This window comes from Streptomyces sp. DvalAA-14, from assembly GCF_900091855.1.
Classification (GTDB): domain Bacteria; phylum Actinomycetota; class Actinomycetes; order Streptomycetales; family Streptomycetaceae; genus Actinacidiphila.
Genome location: NZ_FMCH01000385.1, coordinates 1 through 2,587 on the forward strand (window position 1 = coordinate 1; position 2,587 = coordinate 2,587).

At 74.4% G+C, this 2,587-nt stretch carries 2 protein-coding genes; both read right to left on the bottom strand.

The window, feature by feature from the left end:
- The coding region (locus GA0115240_RS19910; protein WP_107407174.1) for an FAD-binding and (Fe-S)-binding domain-containing protein at positions 1 to 1,990 on the bottom strand (1,990 nt) is incomplete at its 3' end.
- Positions 1,991 to 2,061: 71 nt separating this feature from the next.
- A partial coding sequence (locus GA0115240_RS19915) for a class F sortase (RefSeq protein WP_107407175.1) occupies positions 2,062 to 2,587 on the bottom strand: 526 nt, incomplete at its 5' end.

Consider the following 2,587-nt stretch of genomic DNA (forward strand, 5'->3'; position numbering starts at 1 on the left):
GGCCGTGGACGGCGAGGGTGGTGGCGAGGCGTTCGGCGGCCCCCGAGTGGCCGGCCCGCCGCAGGTCCTTCATCAGGGCGCCGGTGTCGATGCCCACCGGGCAGGCGGACTCGCACAGCGAGTCCCCGGCGCAGGTGTCGACCGCGTCGTAGCCGTAGGCGTCCAGCAGTTCGCCGAGCACCGGCGAGCCGGGCGGCTGGCGCAGCATCTCGCGGCTGAGCACGATCCGCTGCCGGGGTGTGGTGGTCAGGTCGCGGCTGGGGCAGACCGGTTCGCAAAAGCCGCACTCGATGCAGGGGTCGGCGGCGGTGCCCAGTACGGGAATGGTCTTCAGGCCGCGCAGGTGCCCGCGCGGGTCCTGGTCGAGGACGACGCGCGGCGCGAGGATGCCGTCCGGGTCGAGCAGCCGTTTGATCCGCCACATCAGGGCGGTGGCCTTCGGGCCCCACTCCAGTTCCAGGTAGGGCGCCAGATTGCGGCCGGTGCCGTGCTCGGCCTTCAAGGAGGCGGTGAAGCGCTCGGTCATGGTGCGGCAGAAGTCGTCCATGAAGGCGGCGTAGCGTTCCACGTCGGCGGGGTCGGCCGCGTCGAAGGCGAGCAGGAAGTGCAGATTGCCGTGGGCGGCGTGCCCGGCGACGGCCGCGTCGAAGCCGTGGCGGCGCTGGAGGGCGAGCAGTTCCGCGCACGCCTCGGCCAGCCGTTCCGGTGGCACCGCGAAGTCCTCGGTGATCAGCGTGGTGCCGGGCGGGCGGTTCGCGCCGACCGCCGCGACGAACGCCTTGCGGGCCTTCCACAGCGCGGCGATCCGGCCGGGGTCGCGGGTGAAGTCGTTGCCGGCCGCCGGCACCGGTTTCACCAGTCCGAGGTCGTCGCAGATCCGGCGGGCGGCCCGCTCGTAGGCGGCCAGCCCGATCTCGTCGGCGGCCCGGAACTCCACCAGCAGCGCGGCGCACTCCGCGGGCAGCTCGGGGGTCCCGGTGGCCCGCAGCACCTGCCCGTCCATCAGCTCGACCGCCTCGGCGCCGGCCTGGGTGAACAGCGGCGCGGCAGCCGCGGCGGCGTTCAGCGACGGGAAGTACAACAGGGCGGCGCTGGCGGCCCTGTTCAGCGGCAAGGTCGCGTAGACGGCCTCGGCGACGAAGCCGAGTGTGCCCTGGGAGCCGATCATCAGCCCGCGCAGAATCTGCGCCGGGGTCTCGCCGTCGAGGAACGCGTCCAACCGGTAGCCGCTGGTGTTCTTGATCGCGTACTTGGCCCGGATACGGGCGGTCAGCCCGGGGTCGCCCTCGATCTCGTCCCGCAGGTCCAGCAGCCCCTGGCACAGCTCGGGTTCGGCGGCGGCCAGCACGGTGTCCGCCTCCAGGTCCCCGGTGTCCACCACGGTGCCCGACGGCAGGACGACGGTGAGCGAGGCGACCGTGCGGTACGAGTCGCGGGTGGTGCCGGCCGCCATCCCGGAGGCGTTGTTGGCCAGTACCCCGCCGACGGTGGCCGCCGCGGCGCTGGCCGGGTCGGGCCCCAGCACCCGGCCGTGGCGGGCCAGCGTGGTGTTGGCCCGGGCCAGTACGGTCCCCGGCAGGATGCGCGCCCGGGTCCCGTCGGTCTCCACCTCGATGCCGCTGAAGTGGCGGCGGACGTCAACCAGGATGTCCTCGCCCTGCGCCTGCCCGTTCAGACTCGTGCCGGCCGCCCGGAACACCAGGTGCCGCCGCTGCCCGCGGGCGTAGCGCATCAGCTTCATCACGTCCTGCACGCTCTCGGGCACCACCACGGCCTGCGGCACGAACCGGTAAGGGCTCGCGTCCGAGGCGTACTTCACCAGGTCCGACACCCGGCTGAGCACCTTCCCCGCGCCCAGCAGCTCCTCCAACTCCCGCTTCAGCCCGGCCGGCGCGCCTGCCGCCCGCGCCTCCTCCACCCGGTCCCCGACGCTCCGGGCGGGCGTTGCGGGGCGCAGCACCTCCTCCCCCTCGTTCTCCTGTACGGGCATCCGGACCTCCGGGAAGGGGATCTCACACCGCTGCCCACGCTAGGCGGGGCCGTCCGCCCGCGCGCGTCCTGCTACGCCGGGTGGGAGCCGGTCAGCACGGCGTAGACGACGACGTTGGCCGAATAGGTCTGCGCGGTGCGGTCGAAGGTGCCGCCGCAGGTGATCAGGCGGAGTTCGGGGCGGCCGGTGGAGCCGTAGACGCGGGCCGGGTCGAAGTGGGCCTTCTGGACGGTCTCGACGGCCTCGACGGAGAACTCCGCCACGGTGCCGTCGGCGCGGGTGATGTCGACCCGGGCGCCGGCGCGGACGGTGCGCAGTGCGTAGAAGACGGCGGCGCCGGTCTCGGTGTCAACATGGCCGACGATCAGGGCGGCGCCGGTGGCGCCGGGGGTGGGGCCGCCGCGGTACCAGCCGGCCACCTCGGGGGTGCTGTACGGCGGCGGGTCCACGGTGCCGTCGGTCAGGCCGCGCGGCACCAGGTCCGCGTGCAGCCCGATGGAGCCGATGTCGACGCGCCGCGGGATGGCGGCGGGCAGCGGGGCGCTGGCGTGGTAGCGCCGCGGCGGGTGGTCGGCGGCCGCCGCGACGGGCAGCCGG